Annotated in this window: 12 protein-coding genes; 6 read left to right on the forward strand and 6 right to left on the reverse strand. The window is 71.5% G+C overall.

All coding sequences use genetic code 11. The features are described from left to right. Window positions 1-33: 33 nt before the first annotated feature. Entirely contained in the window at window positions 34-1,041 is a 1,008-nt protein-coding gene (locus tag SGLAU_RS08510; protein ID WP_043499805.1) for a COX15/CtaA family protein, read from the forward strand. A 31-nt stretch (window positions 1,042-1,072) separates the two neighbouring features. On the opposite strand, the gene SGLAU_RS08515 is transcribed toward SGLAU_RS08510, so the two are convergent. The 3 genes from SGLAU_RS08515 to SGLAU_RS08525 all read right to left on the reverse strand — a co-directional run bounded on the left by SGLAU_RS08515 (window position 1,073) and on the right by SGLAU_RS08525 (window position 3,677). Next, window positions 1,073-2,179, reverse strand: coding sequence for an amidohydrolase family protein (locus SGLAU_RS08515; RefSeq protein ID WP_043499806.1), 1,107 nt, complete (start codon window positions 2,177-2,179; stop codon window positions 1,073-1,075). Between the two features lie 103 nt (window positions 2,180-2,282). Then, on the reverse strand, window positions 2,283-2,615 hold the full coding sequence (locus SGLAU_RS08520) for a hypothetical protein (RefSeq protein WP_043499808.1): 333 nt from the start codon (window positions 2,613-2,615) through the stop codon (window positions 2,283-2,285). Window positions 2,616-2,708: 93 nt separating this feature from the next. Continuing rightward, window positions 2,709-3,677, reverse strand: coding sequence for a heme o synthase (locus tag SGLAU_RS08525; protein ID WP_052413675.1), 969 nt, complete (start codon window positions 3,675-3,677; stop codon window positions 2,709-2,711). Between the two features lie 425 nt (window positions 3,678-4,102). Between SGLAU_RS08525 and tkt the strand changes: the two genes are divergently transcribed. From tkt to pgl, 5 genes are read left to right on the forward strand one after another with little or no spacing between them, the layout of a single operon-like run. Beyond that, the gene (tkt, locus tag SGLAU_RS08530) at window positions 4,103-6,190 is read left to right on the forward strand and encodes a transketolase (RefSeq protein WP_043499811.1); all 2,088 of its coding nucleotides are present in this window, start codon (window positions 4,103-4,105) and stop codon (window positions 6,188-6,190) included. 34 nt (window positions 6,191-6,224) lie between these two features. After that, entirely contained in the window at window positions 6,225-7,343 is a 1,119-nt protein-coding gene (tal, locus tag SGLAU_RS08535) for a transaldolase (RefSeq protein WP_043499812.1), read from the forward strand. A gap of 4 nt (window positions 7,344-7,347) precedes the next feature. Beyond that, the gene (gene zwf / locus SGLAU_RS08540) at window positions 7,348-8,883 is read left to right on the forward strand and encodes a glucose-6-phosphate dehydrogenase (RefSeq protein WP_043499814.1); all 1,536 of its coding nucleotides are present in this window, start codon (window positions 7,348-7,350) and stop codon (window positions 8,881-8,883) included. Further along, on the forward strand, window positions 8,880-9,953 hold the full coding sequence (gene opcA, locus SGLAU_RS08545; RefSeq protein ID WP_043499816.1) for a glucose-6-phosphate dehydrogenase assembly protein OpcA: 1,074 nt from the start codon (window positions 8,880-8,882) through the stop codon (window positions 9,951-9,953). The genes zwf and opcA overlap by 4 nt, the downstream gene beginning before the upstream one ends. Continuing rightward, window positions 9,950-10,732, forward strand: coding sequence for a 6-phosphogluconolactonase (gene pgl / locus SGLAU_RS08550; RefSeq protein WP_043499819.1), 783 nt, complete (start codon window positions 9,950-9,952; stop codon window positions 10,730-10,732). Before opcA ends, pgl begins: the two co-directional genes overlap by 4 nt. A 68-nt stretch (window positions 10,733-10,800) precedes the next feature. Here pgl and SGLAU_RS08555 read toward each other — a convergent pair whose 3' ends face one another. From SGLAU_RS08555 to SGLAU_RS08565, 3 genes are read right to left on the reverse strand one after another with little or no spacing between them, the layout of a single operon-like run. Then, window positions 10,801-11,640, reverse strand: a complete 840-nt coding sequence (locus tag SGLAU_RS08555; RefSeq protein ID WP_043499820.1) for a carbohydrate ABC transporter permease — start codon at window positions 11,638-11,640, stop codon at window positions 10,801-10,803. Beyond that, the gene (locus SGLAU_RS08560; protein ID WP_043499822.1) at window positions 11,637-12,995 is read right to left on the reverse strand and encodes an ABC transporter permease subunit; all 1,359 of its coding nucleotides are present in this window, start codon (window positions 12,993-12,995) and stop codon (window positions 11,637-11,639) included. Before SGLAU_RS08560 ends, SGLAU_RS08555 begins: the two co-directional genes overlap by 4 nt. A gap of 1 nt (window position 12,996) precedes the next feature. Further along, the gene (locus tag SGLAU_RS08565) at window positions 12,997-14,322 is read right to left on the reverse strand and encodes an ABC transporter substrate-binding protein (RefSeq protein ID WP_043499824.1); all 1,326 of its coding nucleotides are present in this window, start codon (window positions 14,320-14,322) and stop codon (window positions 12,997-12,999) included. Window positions 14,323-14,350 lie beyond the last annotated feature (28 nt).

Consider the following 14,350-nt stretch of genomic DNA (forward strand, 5'->3'; position numbering starts at 1 on the left):
CCTCGTGAACCGGTGCACAAGCGGCCCCCTACGATGGTGCCCGTGCCAAAGCTGACCCGCGCCGACGCCGCAGCGGCGCTGCGCAACCCGCTCGCCTTCATCGCCGCACGCTGGACCCCGGATCCCCGGACGGTCCGGCGGGCCGCCCTCGCCGCGCTCGTCATGTCGGTGGTCATCGTGGTCACCGGCGGCGCGGTCCGGCTCACCGGCTCCGGTCTGGGCTGCCCGACCTGGCCGAAGTGCACGGACGACTCGCTCACCGCGACGTCGGAGATGGGCCTGCACGGCGTCATCGAGTTCGGCAACCGCCTGCTGACGTACGTGCTGTGCGCGGCCGTCGGCTGGGCGATCGTCGCGGCCCGCTCGCAGAAGCCGGTGCGGCGCGACCTGACCCGGCTGGGCTGGCTCCAGTTCTGGGTCGTCATGGGCAACGCGATCCTCGGCGGCATCGTCGTGCTGGTCGGTCTGAACCCGTACACGGTCGCCGCCCACTTCCTGCTCTCCTCCGCGCTGATCGCGGTCGCGACCGTGATGTGGCAGCGCACCCGGGAGGGTGACGGGGTGCCCCGGCCGCTCGTCGGGAAGGCCGTCCAGCAGCTCGTGTGGGTGCTGACCGGCGTCACGGTGCTGCTGATCGCCGTCGGCACGGTCGTCACGGGTGCGGGCCCGCACGCCGGGGACTCCAGTGACGTGCCGCGGATGCCGCTGGACTGGGAGATGGTCAGCAAGCTGCACGCCGTGCTGGCGTGGATCGTGGTGACGCTGACGTTCGCGCTGTGGTTCGTGCTGAAGGCGGTCGACGCGCCGAAGGGCCCGCTGGGCCGCACCCGGGACCTGTTCGTGATCCTGCTGCTCCAGGGCGTCATCGGTTACGTCCAGTACTTCACCGACCTCCCCGAGGTGCTGGTCGGCGCGCACATGCTCGGTTCCTGCCTGGTGTGGATCGGCACGCTGCGGGTGCTGCTGGCGCTGCGCGAGCGGCCCGCCGCGGTCCCCGCGGACCTCGGTGAGCGGACGGACCGGACGCTGACCACCGCCTGACCGGCCGCCCGCACTCGCGCTCGGGGGGCGCTCACTCCAGCCCGTACACCCGCCGCGCGTTGCCCGCCGCGATCAGCCCCGCCACCCGCTGCGCGTCCCCCAGGGACCAGGCGCCCTCGGCCGCCCAGCCGCCGAGCACCCGGCCCAGGGCCTCGCGGAACAGCCGGGCGCCGACGACGTGCAGCTCGGGCAGCCCCCGGGCGCCGCTGGAGAAGAGGATCTTGCCGAAGGGTGCGAGCTCCAGGATCTCCGCGAGGACCGTGGCGGCCCGGGCGCCGGTGCGCACCAGGGCGGCGCCCGAGTCGGCGTAGACGTGCGGGAAGACCCCGGCGAGGTGGGCGGCGTGCCGGTGGTACGGGTAGCCGTGCAGCAGCACCAGGTCGGTGCCCAGGCCCGCCGTGGCCCGGACGAAGTCGGTGAGCAGCACGGGGTCCGTGCGGTCGGTCCGCAGACCGGGCTCGCCCAGTCCGGCGTGCAGCTGGAGCGGCCGGCCCGCGGCGACCGCGATCCACAGCAGATGGCGCAGCAGCACCGGGTCGCTCAGCTCCCCGCCGACCCGCCGGGCGGCCAGCCAGCGCCCCGCCGCGCCGCGCACCTCGCCGGGGCCGGGCGGTTCGGGTGCGAGGGCGAGTCCGTGCCGGACGCCGGCCACGGAGGTGAAGGCGACCGCGTGCGCGGCGGCGCCGTGCACCGATTCGGCGAGGTTGGCGAGGAACGACTCGACGGTGCCGGAGGTGTCGGCGACCTGCTCGGCCAGCGGTTCCAGCCGGACGATCTCCCGGGCCTCGGCGGCGGAGGCGGCGGCCAGCTCGGCGGGGCCGGTGAGGTCGCCGGGCAGGCCGGTGTCGACGAGGTAGGTGGTGATGCCGCTGCCGCGCAGCAGCCGCCGGCCTGCCTCCAGGACGCCCAGCTCCCGGCGCCGGGCGAGGTAGCGGGCGGGCGGGCAGTGGGGTTCCAGGCCGAGCAGGGGCGGGCACCAGCGCCGTACGGCGAAGCCCGTCTGGGTGTCGAACAGGGTGGTGCCCGGGGCGGGCGGTCCCTCGGTGCGGGCGAGCTGGGCCTCGAAGGTGCCGAGACCCAGCTCCGTTCTCAGTACGCCGTGGCAGTACTGGTCCACGAGGGACGGCGTTTCGATCATCCGGGGCTCCCGTGACTGGACCGCGTACTCCTACGAGTCCTAACGGGTGAACCGGGTGCCGGGTACCGCGGTCGCACACCCCCGTGCGAACCGCCGGCGCGTGTCAGCCGTTCGAAGGGCCGCCGACCTGGATGCCCGCCATGCGGGTCCACTCGTACGGGCCGGTCCGCACCTTGGCGGCGAACTCGCCGTCGAAGTCCTCGTGGACGGTGATCCCGGCCTTCGCGACGGCCTGCTCGGCGATCGCGTAGGAGGGGGCCACCAGGTCGCCCCAGCCGCCGTCCTCGCCGACGAGGACGATCCGGGCGCCGCGCTGCCCGAGGTACGCCACCTGGCCCTCGGCCCCGCCGTGCCCCTTGGAGAAGGCGCCGATGCGCTTGGCGAGCCGGGCCACCGTGCGCGCGGCCTTCGCGTCAACCTGCTGCGTGTCTGCCATGGCCAGGATGCTACCGACGGGTAGATCAAACGGCGACGGGCGGGGTGCGTGGCCTTGACCACGTCCCCCGCCCGCAGACGGCGTCGAAGGTGACTAGCGCAGGAAGGGGTCCACCGCGACCGCGACGAACAGCAGCGAGACGTAGGTGATGGACCAGTGGAACAGCCGCATCTCCTTCAGCTTCGCGCCCGTGACCTCGGCCTTCGCGCGGTTCTGGAGCGCGTGCGCCTCCCACAGCCACCAGCCGCCCGCGACCAGGGCGACCGCGGTGTAGAACCAGCCGGTGTACCCGAGCGGGGTCAGCAGCAGGGAGACGGCGACCATGACCCAGCTGTAGATCACGATCTGCCTGGCGACGGTCTTGTTGGAGGCGATGACCGGCAGCATCGGGACGCCCACGCGCGCGTAGTCGTCCTTGACCTTCATGGACAGCGGCCAGTAGTGCGGCGGCGTCCAGAAGAAGATCACCATGAAGAGGATGACGGGGGCCCAGGCGAGCGAGCCGGTGACCGCGGTCCATCCGATCAGCACCGGCATGCAGCCGGCGATGCCGCCCCACACGATGTTCTGCGAGGTCCGGCGCTTGAGGATCATCGTGTACACGACGACGTAGAAGAGGAGCGCGCCGAGCGAGAGCCAGGCCGACAGCCAGTTGACGGTGAGGCCGAACAGCAGGGTGGAGACCACCGCGAGGGTGATGCCGAAGACGAGGCACTCGCGCGGACTGACCATGCCGGTGACCAGCGGACGCTGCGACGTGCGGTCCATCAGCGCGTCGATGTCGCGGTCGATGTACATGTTCAGCGCGTTGGCGCCGCCGGCCGACAGGTACCCGCCGACGCAGGTGAGCAGCACCAGACCGAGGTCCGGCACGCCCTGCTCGGCGAGGAACATCACCGGCACCGTGGTGATCAGCAGCAGCTCGATGATCCGCGGCTTGGTCAGCGCCACGAACGCCTTCGCACGGGCCCCGAACGGCCGGTGACTCGGGCTCTGGCTCGTCCCGATAACCCCCGCAGGACGGGATTCAACGGCCGTCACGCACACCCCTGACAGAGACATCCCAGCGAGCCTCCCGGTGTGAGGTGCCGGTAAAGGGCTCGCGCGTACCACGCCACTGTAGACGTTGCCCATACCCCGGCCTTCGCGGGGGTGGGGTCGTGTTGGGCGGCGCGCTCCGGCGTGCGTACGACGGGCCGGGAACGATCATTCGGACGATCATGGAACGGGCGTTCCCGGCCCCCCTCAGATGGGCCGGCCGGGCAACGGTTGAGCGGTCAGATGAGCGGCTGCGTATTCACTTGGCGAAAGCCGGTACGGCCCAGTCAGGAGGCGGATTCCGAAGAGTCCCGGCAGTCTGTAATGACTCGAAAAAATGCACGTTCTCGCGGGGGTAGGCTCGACAAGGCCGGTGGGCGCGGAGTGCACCGGCGGTCGGTGTACGCCCACACCGGCATTCGACATGTGGAGAGGAGCCCTGACCCAGGGTGAGCACCAAGCCGACCACCACAGACCTCGAGTGGACCGAGCTGGACCAGCGGGCCGTGGACACCGCCCGCGTCCTGGCCGCCGACGCCGTACAGAAGGTTGGCAACGGCCATCCGGGTACGGCGATGAGCCTGGCGCCCGCCGCCTACACCCTCTTCCAGAAGGTGATGCGGCATGACCCGGCGGACGCCGAGTGGGTCGCCCGCGACCGGTTCGTGCTGTCCGCGGGCCACTCGTCCCTGACCCTGTACACCCAGCTGTACCTGGCCGGCTTCGGCCTGGAGCTGGACGACCTGAAGGCCTTCCGCACCTGGGGCTCCAAGACCCCCGGTCACCCCGAGTACGGCCACACGACGGGTGTGGAGACCACCACCGGCCCGCTGGGCCAGGGTGTCGCCAACGCCGTCGGCATGGCCATGGCCGCCCGCTACGAGCGCGGTCTGTTCGACCCGGAGGCCCCCGCCGGGGAGTCCCCCTTCGACCACTACGTCTACTGCATCGCCGGTGACGGCTGCCTCCAGGAGGGCATCTCCGCCGAGGCGTCCTCGCTCGCCGGCCACCAGAAGCTGGGCAACCTGATCCTGCTGTGGGACGACAACCACATCTCGATCGAGGGCGACACCGAGACGGCCGTCTCCGAGGACACCGTCAAGCGCTACGAGGCCTACGGCTGGCACGTCCAGCGCGTGGCGCCGAAGGCCGACGGCGACCTGGACCCGCAGGCGATCTACGCAGCCGTCCAGGAGGCCAAGAAGGTCACGGACCGGCCGTCCTTCATCGCGATGCGCTCGATCATCGCCTGGCCCGCGCCGAACGCGCAGAACACCGAGGCCGCGCACGGCTCGGCGCTGGGCGACGAGGAGGTCGCGGCCACCAAGCGCGTCCTCGGCTTCGACCCGGAGCGGACCTTCGAGGTCGCCGACGAGGTCATCGAGCACACCCGGGGGGCGCTGGAGCGGGGCCGCCAGGCCAAGGCCGAGTGGGAGAAGTCGTTCCAGGAGTGGCGCGAGGCCAACCCGGAACGCGCGGCCGAGTACGACCGCATCGCCAAGGGCGAGCTGCCGGCCGGCTGGGAGGAGAAGATCCCGGTCTTCGAGCCCGGCAAGGGCGTCGCCACCCGTGCCGCCTCCGGCAAGGTCCTCCAGGCGCTGGGCGAGGTCATCCCCGAGCTGTGGGGCGGCTCCGCCGACCTGGCCGGTTCGAACAACACGACGATCGACAAGACGTCGTCCTTCCTGCCCGAGGGCAACCCGCTGCCCGAGGCGGACCCGTACGGCCGTACCGTCCACTTCGGCATCCGCGAGCACGCCATGGCCGCGGAGATGAACGGCATCGCCCTGCACGGCAACACCCGCGTCTACGGCGGCACCTTCCTGGTGTTCTCCGACTACATGCGCAACGCGGTGCGGCTGTCGGCCCTGATGCACCTGCCGGTGACGTACGTGTGGACGCACGACTCCATCGGTCTCGGCGAGGACGGCCCGACCCACCAGCCGGTCGAGCACCTGGCCGCGCTGCGCGCCATCCCGGGCCTGAACGTGGTCCGCCCGGCCGACGCCAACGAGACCGCCGTCGCCTGGCGCGAGATCCTCCGGCGCTGGACCAAGGAGTTCGGCAAGGGCCAGCCGCACGGCCTCGCCCTCACCCGGCAGGGCGTGCCGACCTACGAGCCCAACGAGGACGCCGCCAAGGGCGGCTACGTCCTGTTCGAGGCCGAGGGCGGTGAGCCGCAGGTGATCCTGATCGCCACCGGCTCCGAGGTGCACGTGGCCGTCGAGGCGCGCGAGGCGCTCCAGGCCGACGGTGTGCCGACCCGCGTGGTGTCGATGCCGTCCGTCGAGTGGTTCGAACAGCAGGACCAGGGGTACCGGGACAGCGTCCTGCCGCCGCACGTGAAGGCGCGCGTCGCCGTCGAGGCCGGCATCGGTCTCACCTGGCACAAGTACGTCGGGGACGCCGGCCGGATCGTGTCCCTGGAGCACTTCGGTGCCTCGGCCGACGGCAAGGTGCTGTTCCGCGAGTTCGGCTTCACCGCGGAGAACGTGGCCGCCAAGGCCCGGGAATCGCTCGACGCCGCCCAGCGCTGACGCTCATATACGACACGTAGGAGATGCATTTTCCATGACAGACGCACTGAAGCGCCTCTCCGAGGAAGGCGTCGCGATCTGGCTGGACGACCTGTCGCGCAAGCGGATCACCTCGGGCAACCTCGCCGAGCTGATCGACCAGCAGCACGTCGTGGGCGTCACCACCAACCCGACGATCTTCCAGAAGGCGATCTCCGAGGGCGACGGCTACGACCAGCAGCTGTCCGACCTCGCCGCCCGCAGGGTGACGGTCGAAGAGGCCATCCGCATGATCACGACGGCGGACGTCCGTGACGCCGCCGACATCCTGCGCCCGGTCTACGACGCGACCGGCGGCCAGGACGGCCGGGTGTCGATCGAGGTCGACCCGCGCCTCGCGCACGACACCAAGGCGACGGTCGCCGAGGCCAAGCAGCTGGCCTGGCTGGTGGACCGCCCGAACACGCTGATCAAGATCCCGGCGACCGAGGCGGGCCTGCCCGCGATCACCGAGGTCATCGGCAACGGGATCAGCGTCAACGTCACGCTGATCTTCTCGCTGGAGCGCTACCGCAAGGTGATGGACGCCTACCTCTCCGGCCTGGAGAAGGCGAAGGAGAGGGGTCTCGACCTCTCGCAGATCCACTCCGTGGCGTCCTTCTTCGTGTCCCGCGTGGACACCGAGATCGACAAGCGGATCGACGCGCTCGGCACCGACGAGGCCAAGGCGCTGCGCGGCAAGGCCGCCCTCGCCAACGCCCGGCTCGCCTACCAGGCGTACGAGGAGGTCTTCTCCTCGGACCGCTGGAGCGCGCTGGAGAAGGCGGGCGCCAACAAGCAGCGTCCGCTGTGGGCCTCCACCGGTGTGAAGGACAAGGCGTACAAGTCCACGCTGTACGTCGACGAGCTGGTCGCGCCCAACACGGTGAACACCATGCCGGAGGCCACCCTGCTGGCCACCGAGGAGTCGGGTGAGATCACCGGCAACACCATCGCCGGCACGTACGAGCAGGCCCGCGCCGACCTCGACGCCGTCGAGAAGCTCGGGATCAAGTACGACGACGTGGTGCAGCTCCTGGAGGACGAGGGCGTCGACAAGTTCGAGGCGTCCTGGAACGACCTGCTGAAGTCGACCGAGGCCGAGCTGAAGCGCCTCGCCCCCGCGGAGGGCTGAGCCCTTGTCTCCCTCCGTCACTGGAGCGAATCCGCTCCGTGACCCCGCAGACCGGCGGCTCCCGCGTATCGCGGGGCCGTCGGGCCTGGTCATCTTCGGCGTCACGGGGGATCTGTCGCGCAAGAAGCTGATGCCGGCCGTCTACGACCTCGCCAACCGGGGTCTGCTGCCGCCGGGCTTCTCACTGGTCGGCTTCGCCCGCCGCGAGTGGCAGCACGAGGACTTCGCGCAGGAAGTCCACGACGCCGTCAAGGAACACGCCCGCACCCCCTTCCGCGAGGAGGTCTGGCAGCAGCTCATCCAGGGCATGCGGTTCGTCCAGGGCACCTTCGACGACGACGAGGCGTTCGAGAAGCTGCGCGCCACCATCGAGGAGCTGGACAAGGCACAGGGCACCGGCGGCAACTTCGCCTTCTACCTGTCCGTGCCGCCGCGGTCCTTCCCGGTGGTCATCCAGCAGCTGAAGAAGCACGGCCTCGCGGACCAGACCGGCGGCTCCTGGCGGCGCGCGGTCATCGAGAAGCCGTTCGGCCACGACCTGAGGTCGGCCGAGGAGCTGAACAAGGTCGTCCACGAGGTCTTCGCCCCGGACCAGGTCTTCCGCATCGACCACTACCTGGGCAAGGAGACCGTCCAGAACATCCTGGCGCTGCGCTTCGCCAACACGATGTTCGAGCCGATCTGGAACCGGTCCTTCGTGGACCACGTGCAGATCACCATGGCCGAGGACATCGGCATCGGCGGCCGGGCCGGGTACTACGACGGCATCGGCGCCGCCCGGGACGTCATCCAGAACCACCTGCTCCAGCTGCTCGCGCTGACCGCGATGGAGGAGCCCGCCTCCTTCGACGCCGACGCGCTGGCCGCGGAGAAGACCAAGGTGCTCGGCGCGGTGCGGCTGCCGAAGGACCTGGGCCGCGACACCGTCCGCGCCCAGTACTCGGCGGGCTGGCAGGGCGGCGCGAAGGTCATCGGCTACCTGGAGGAGGAAGGGATCAGCCCCGACTCCAAGACCGACACCTACGCCGCGATCAAGCTGGGCATCGACAACCGCCGCTGGGCGGGCGTCCCCTTCTACCTGCGCACCGGCAAGCGGCTGGGCCGCCGCGTCACGGAGATCGCGGTGGTCTTCCAGCGCGCCCCGCACTCCCCCTTCGACACCACGGCGACGGAGGAGCTGGGCTCGAACGCGATCGTCATCCGCGTCCAGCCCGACGAGGGCGTCACGGTCCGGTTCGGTTCCAAGGTGCCGGGCACGTCGATGGAGATCCGGGACGTGTCGATGGACTTCGCGTACGGCGAGTCCTTCACCGAGTCCAGCCCGGAGGCGTACGAGCGGCTGATCCTGGACGTGCTGCTCGGCGACTCGAACCTCTTCCCGCGCACCGAGGAGGTCGAGCTGTCCTGGAAGATCCTCGACCCGATCGAGGAGTACTGGGACCAGAACGGCAAGCCGGCCCGGTACCCGGCCGGCACCTGGGGTCCGGTCGAGGCGGACGAGATGCTGGAGCGAGACGGACGGAGCTGGCGCCGGCCATGAAGATAGACCTCACGGACACCACGGCCAGTAAGATCAACAAGGCGCTGGTGCAGGGGCGCCGGGCCATCGGCACCCCGGCCGTCGGCATGGTGCTCACGCTGGTCATCGTCACGGACGAGGAGAACGCGTACGACGCCCTGAAGGCCGCCAACGACGCCTCGCGCGAGCACCCCTCGCGCACCCTCGTGGTCGTCAAGCGCGTCTCGCGCACCCCCCGGGACCGCACCAAGTCCCGCCTCGACGCCGAGGTGCGGGTCGGGGCGGACGCGGGCACCGGCGAGACGGTGGTGCTGCGGCTGTACGGCGAGGTGGTCGACCAGGCCCAGTCGGTGGTGCTGCCGCTGCTGCTGCCGGACGCCCCCGTGGTCGTCTGGTGGCCGGTCGACGCGCCGCTGGACCCGGCGAACGACCCGCTGGGCGCGCTGGCCCAGCGCCGGGTCACCGACACCTACGCGGCCGAGGAACCGGTACGGGACCTGGCCGCCCGCGCGGGCTCCTACACCCCCGGCGACACCGACCTGTCGTGGACCCGCATCACGCCCTGGCGCTCGATGCTGGCCGCGGCCCTGGACCAGGTCGTGTGCCGGGTGCGGGGCGTCGAGGTCGAGGGCGAGGAGTTCAACCCCAGCTGTGAGCTGCTCGCCATGTGGCTCGCGGACCGGCTGGACGTGCCCGTGCGGCGCTCGGTGTCCGCCGGCCCCGGCCTGACCGCGGTCCGGATGGACACCGACTGCGGCCCGATCGTGCTGGACCGCGCCGACGGCTCGCTGGCGACGCTGTCCATCCAGGGCCAGCCGGACCGGGCGGTGGCGCTCAAGCGGCGGGACACGGCCGAGCTGATCGCGGAGGAGCTGCGCCGGCTGGACCCGGACGACACCTACGCCTCGGCACTGCGGTACGGGGTGGAGCGGCTGAACGCCGGGCCCGCGCGGCCGGAGCCGGAGGCCGTGCCGGACCCGGTCGCGACCGAGGACCCCGTCGCGGTCGCGGAGCCGGTCGAGGAGGCCGCGAAGGCCCCCGCGAAGAAGGCCGCCCGCAAGGCCCCGGCGAAGAAGGCGGCGGCGAAGTGAGCACTCCGCAGCTCGTCGTGCACCGCGACAAGGAACTGATGGCCCAGGCCGCGGCGGCCCGGCTGATCACGAAGATCGTGGACGCGCAGGCGTCGCGCGGTTCCGCGTCGATCGTGCTCACCGGCGGCCGCAACGGCAACGGGCTGCTCGCCGCGCTGGCCGCCGCGCCCGCGCGGGACGCGATCGACTGGGCCCGGCTCGACCTGTGGTGGGGTGACGAGCGGTTCCTGCCCGAGGGCGACCCGGACCGCAATGTCACCCAGGCCCGTGCGGCCCTGCTGGACTCCGTCCCGCTGGATCCGGAGCGGGTGCACGCCATGCCCGCCTCGGACGGGCCGCACGGCACCGACGTGGAGGCGGCGGCCGCCGCGTACGCCAAGGAGCTGGGCCGTGCGGCGGGGCCGGAGAACCGCGGCGCGGTGCCCGCGTTCGACGTGCTGATGCTGGGCGTCGGCCCGGACACGCACGTGGCGTCGCTCTTCCCGGAGCTGCCCGCGGTGCGCGAGACCGAGCGCACGGTGGTCGGCGTGCGCGGCGCGCCCAAGCCGCCGCCCACCCGGGTCACCCTCACCCTGCCCGCGATCCGGGCGGCCCGTGAGGTGTGGCTGCTGGCGGCCGGCGAGGACAAGGCGAACGCCGCGGCGATCGCCCTGTCGGGCGCGGGCGAGATCCAGGCCCCGGCAGCGGGCGCCCGGGGCCGCTCCCGCACCCTGTGGCTGCTGGACACGGCGGCGGCCTCCCAGCTGCCCCGCTCGCTGTACCCGCCGGCGACGCCGTAGGCGGGTGGGCACAGGCACGCGAAGGGGCGGCGGAAAACCGGGTTCTCCGCCGCCCCTTCGCCGCAGGGCTATTTGACCGAGCCGGCCATCACCCCCTGCACGAAGTGCCGCTGGAAGGCGAAGAACACCGCCACCGGGACCACCAGGGAGAGGAACGCGCCGGGGGCCAGGACGTCGATGTTGCTGCCGAACTGGCGGATCTGCGACTGGAGTTCCACGGTCAGCGGCTGGGCGGTGCTGTCGGCGAACAGCAGGGCGACCAGCATGTCGTTCCACACCCAGAGGAACTGGAAGATGGCGAGGCTGGCGATGGCCGGGCGGCCGACGGGCAGGACGAGGCGGGTGAAGATGCGCCACTCGCTGCCGCCGTCCATGCGGGCGGCCTCCAGCATCTCCTTCGGGATCTCGGCGAAGTAGTTGCGCAGCAGGAACACCGCGAACGGCAGGCCGTAGGCCACGTGGAAGAGGACCACGCCGGGGATCGTGCCGAACAGGCCGAGCTGGCCGAAGAGTTTGGCGACCGGGAGCAGGCCGATCTGGACGGGGACCACCAGCAGGGCCACCACGAGCAGGAACAGCGGTTCGCGCAGCGGGAAGTCCAGCCAGGCGAAGGCGTAGCCGGCGAGTGCGGCGATCACCACGACCAGGACGGTCGCGGGGACCGAGATCAGCACCGTGTTCCAGAAGGCCCGGGTGATGCCCGCGTTGTCCAGCAGGGCGGCGTAGTTGTCGAAGGAGAGCTGGCCGGGGCTGGTGAAGACGGTCCACCAGCCGCCCGTCGCGGTGTCCTCTGCGGACCGCAGGGAGGAGAGGAACAGCCCGGCGAGCGGGGTCATCCAGACGAGGCCGGTCACCACGAGGAAGGCCTGGACGAGCCCGTTGCCCAGTCCGCGCCGGATCGCGTTCATCGCTGACTCCTTCGGAAACGGCGGACGTTGAAGACCATCGCCGGGACGACCAGCAGCAGGAGCAGGACGCCGAGCGCGCTGCCGAGGCCCTGGTTGTTGCCGCCGCCGAACGACACCAGCCACATCTGTGTGGCGAGCACGGTCGCGTCCTCCTGCACGGGGCCGGGCGCGATGATGTAGACGAGGTCGAACACCTTCATCACGTTGATGACCAGGGTCACGAAGACGACCGTGAGCACGGGGGCGAGCAGCGGGACCGTGATCCGGCGGAAGATCTGCCACTCGTTGGCGCCGTCCATCCGCGCCGCCTCCAGGGCGTCCCGGGGCAGCGTCGACAGGCCCGCGCCGATCAGCACCATCGCGAAGCCGGTCCAGATCCACAGGTACGCCCCGATGATCGCGGGGGTGACGAGGGCCGGGCCGAGCCAGGAGACGCCCTCGTAGGGCGGGGCGAAGTTCGCGGCGGGCAGTGCGACGGTGTACGAGCCGTCGGGCAGGCCGTCGAAGCGGAACGAGCCGTCGGGCGCCGTGGTCGTGGAGGCGACCACCTCGCCGTCGCGCACCGCCTCGACCCGCATGTCCGGCAGTCCGCTCTCGCGCCGGTCGACCTGGCCCTGCTCCCCTCCCCCGCCGGGCGTGAAGTCGAGGTAGACGACGCCGCTCAGTTCGCCGGGGCCGGAGGTGCGGCCGGCCGCGGCGTGGGCGGGTTCGGCGCCGTCGGGCAGGTCCTTCGGCTGGACGCCGACCAGGCCCAGCGTCACCGTGTCCCCCGGAGTCAGGGCCGCGGTGGTGCGGTAGGCGCCGTCGGGTTCCTTCGTCAGGCCCTGGCCGTCGCGGGCCCGGGCCGTCGGGTAGGTGGAGGTGCCGGTGAAGGCGTCGTGGACGGAGACCACGGCGGCGTTGAGCACGCCCTTGTCGGGGTCCTCGTCGTAGGCGAGCCGGAAGATGATGCCGGCGGCGAGGAAGGAGACCGCCATCGGCATGAAGAGCAGCAGCTTGAAGGCGGTGGCCCAGCGGACCTTCTCCACCAGCACGGCGAGGATCAGACCGAGGCCGGTCAGCAGGGTCGGCGCGACGACGACCCAGATGGCCGTGTTGCGGACGGCCTTGAGGGTGGCGGGGTCGCGGAACATCTCGGTGTAGTTCTCGCCGCCGACGAACCGGTTCCCGGAGGCGTCGAAGAAGCTGCGGCCGACCGAGAACAGCACCGGGTAGACGACGAGGGCGCCCAGCAGGAGCAGCGCGGGGAGGACGAAGAGCAGGGCGACGACCCGGCCCCGGCGCCGCGGGCGCCGGCGGACGCCGGCGGACGCGGCGGCCGGACGGCTCGCCTCTTTCACGAGGGTGGCGGTCATGTCAGCCCCGGTACGCCTTGGCGGCCGCGGCTTCGAGCTGCGCCGCGGTGGCCTTCGGGTCCGACGGGTCGCGCAGGAAGTCCTGGAGGATCTTCCACTCGCCGGTGCCCTTGGTGCCGCCGAAGGCCGCGGGGGCCTGGTCGGACATGTCGAAGCGGACCGAGTCCCCGGCGGCGACGAGGGACTTGGCGGTGGCCCGGGTGACGTCGTCGCCGTAGGCGGCGAGGTCGAGCTTCCTGTTCGGCGAGAGGAAGCCGCCGGCCTCGGCCCACACGGCCGCGGCCTCGGGGGTCGCGAGGTACTCCACGAGCGCCATGGCGGCCTTCTGGTTCTTGCCGTCCTTCAGGACGACCGCCGCGTCGCCGCCGCTGACCACGGGCGCCTTGCCGCCGCCGACCGCGGGGAAGGGGAAGAAGTCCGCGTCCTCGCCGATCGTCCTGCCGAACTGGTCCTTGGCGACGCCGGCCACGAAGTCGCCCTCGTAGACCATGCCCGCCTCGGGCTGCGGTCCGAACACCTTCTCCACCGAGCCGGGGAAGTCGGTGTTCAGGGCGCCCTTCTGGCCGCCCGCGATGAGCTGCCTGTCCTTGAAGAGCTTGCCGAGCGTGGTGAGGGCCTCGACGACGGAGGCGTCCGTCCACTTCAGCTCGTGCGCGGCGAGGGCGTCGTACTTCTCGGGCCCGGCCTGGGACAGGTAGACGTTCTCGAACCAGTCGGTGAGGGTCCAGCCGTCCTGTCCGGCGACCGAGAAGGCGGCGAGCCCGGAGTCGGAGACGGTCCGTCCGGCCTTCAGCATCTCGTCGTACGTCTTCGGCGGCTTCACGCCCGCCTGGGCGAGGGCGTCGGGGCTGTACCAGACGGTCGACTTGTGGGCCGCCTTGAAGTAGAGGCCGTACAGCGTGCCGTCGACGCTGCCGTACTCCTTCCACACGGGGGCGAGGCCCGCGTCGACGGACTGCTCGGTCTTCTTCGACAGCGGCTTGAGCCAGCCCTGTTCGGCGAACTGCTTCAGGACGCCGACCTGCGGGACCATCACGACGTCGGGAGCGTTGCCGCCCTCGATCTTGCTGCCGACGACGGTGGAGACGTTGTCGCCGGTGGACACGAACCGGGTGCCGGCGCCGGTCTTCTCGGTGAAGGCGTCCAGCACCTTCTGGAAGTTCTTCTGCTCGGTGCCGGACCAGACACCGGCCACGGTGACCGTCTGGCCGCTCAGCGCCTGGTCGCCGCCGCCCGCGCTGACGGGCCCGCCGCCGCAGGCGGTCGCGCCGAGCGCCAGGGCGAGGGCGGTGCAGGTGGTGAGCAGGGTGGTACGTCGTCGCATCATCGTTGATGTCCCTTCGATGGGTGGGAGG

It is taken from the genome of Streptomyces glaucescens, from assembly GCF_000761215.1.
In the GTDB taxonomy this organism is placed as follows: Bacteria; Actinomycetota; Actinomycetes; order Streptomycetales; family Streptomycetaceae; genus Streptomyces; species Streptomyces glaucescens_B.

Excerpts from the sequence above, each read along its gene's own strand:
- SGLAU_RS08555 (WP_043499820.1), bottom strand. The coding sequence starts at position 11,640 with ATGAACGCGATCCGGCGCGGACTGGGCAACGGGCTCGTCCAGGCCTTC.
- SGLAU_RS08560 (WP_043499822.1), bottom strand. The coding sequence starts at position 12,995 with ATGACCGCCACCCTCGTGAAAGAGGCGAGCCGTCCGGCCGCCGCGTCC.
- SGLAU_RS08525 (WP_052413675.1), bottom strand. The coding sequence starts at position 3,677 with ATGTCTCTGTCAGGGGTGTGCGTGACGGCCGTTGAATCCCGTCCTGCG.
- SGLAU_RS08565 (WP_043499824.1), bottom strand. The coding sequence starts at position 14,322 with ATGATGCGACGACGTACCACCCTGCTCACCACCTGCACCGCCCTCGCC.
- opcA (WP_043499816.1), top strand. The coding sequence starts at position 8,880 with ATGAAGATAGACCTCACGGACACCACGGCCAGTAAGATCAACAAGGCG.
- SGLAU_RS08520 (WP_043499808.1), bottom strand. The coding sequence starts at position 2,615 with ATGGCAGACACGCAGCAGGTTGACGCGAAGGCCGCGCGCACGGTGGCC.
- SGLAU_RS08510 (WP_043499805.1), top strand. The coding sequence starts at position 34 with ATGGTGCCCGTGCCAAAGCTGACCCGCGCCGACGCCGCAGCGGCGCTG.
- SGLAU_RS08515 (WP_043499806.1), bottom strand. The coding sequence starts at position 2,179 with ATGATCGAAACGCCGTCCCTCGTGGACCAGTACTGCCACGGCGTACTG.
- tal (WP_043499812.1), top strand. The coding sequence starts at position 6,225 with ATGACAGACGCACTGAAGCGCCTCTCCGAGGAAGGCGTCGCGATCTGG.